The sequence below is a fragment of the Pseudomonas sp. Root401 genome (genome assembly GCF_001425105.1).
In the GTDB taxonomy this organism is placed as follows: Bacteria; Pseudomonadota; Gammaproteobacteria; order Pseudomonadales; family Pseudomonadaceae; genus Aquipseudomonas; species Aquipseudomonas brassicacearum.
Map to the genome: position 1 here is coordinate 8,688 of NZ_LMDO01000005.1, position 847 is coordinate 9,534.

The window sequence follows — 847 nt, forward strand, 5'->3', positions numbered from 1 at the left end:
GCGTCGTAGGAAAAACACCGGCGACCGCCGTCGGGCAGGATCTCTTCGGTCAGTTGGCCCAGGCGACTCCAGGTGAAGCGATGTTCGCCACCGTCCGGGGCATACGTCGCCAGCAGTTGCCCGTGGGCGTCGTAGGCATACTCCGTACGCTGGCCGTCCGGGTCGATGAGGACGATCACGTCCCCCCGGGCATTGCGCCGGTAGCTCCACACGGCCTTGCCGCGCGCACGGGAGTGCAGGAAACCGTTGCGGTATTCGTAGGACGTCGGCGTCTCGTCCGGGGGAAGCAGCGCCACCAGCCGTCCGACCTCGTCGTAGCGGTATTCGGTCAGCCGGCCCTGTTCGTCGTAGGCCTTGAGGTGCTCGCCGCCGTCGGGCTCGACCTTGCGCACCAGCCGCGCCCGCTCGTCGTGGACATATACCTCCTGGCTGCCATCCAGGTGCTGGACCGTGACGCTGCCGTCTTCGCCCCAGGTGTAGCGGCTGTCCATCTGCGCAAACGAGGCCCAGTGCCGTACGCAGCGAGACGCCGGCCCGACGCCTTGCCACTCCCAATAAAAACTCGCTCCACCGGCCAGTTGCCGCTGGAGGATGACGTGCTGGTCGTCGTAGTCGTAGCGTTCGCTTTCACCGGCGGCATTGGTCGCTTCAATCAGTCGGAAACGTCCGTCGTAGCGGTAGGACACCAGCGTCTGTTCGGTCCGCCAGGCTTCGTCGAGGGTGATAGCGGGATGGAAGCTCTGGTAATCGACGGCGATCAGGTGGCGCTGCTCGTAACGCAGGCGCAGGGCGCGCCCGGCACCGTTGTCCAGGCGGCTGATGTCGCCATGGATGTTGCGCTGGAGGG

Annotated in this window: 1 pseudogene; it reads right to left on the minus strand. The window is 66.1% G+C overall.

From position 1 onward, the window contains the following. A pseudogene (locus ASC85_RS32950) lies at window positions 1-847 on the minus strand (type IV secretion protein Rhs); the annotation flags it as partial.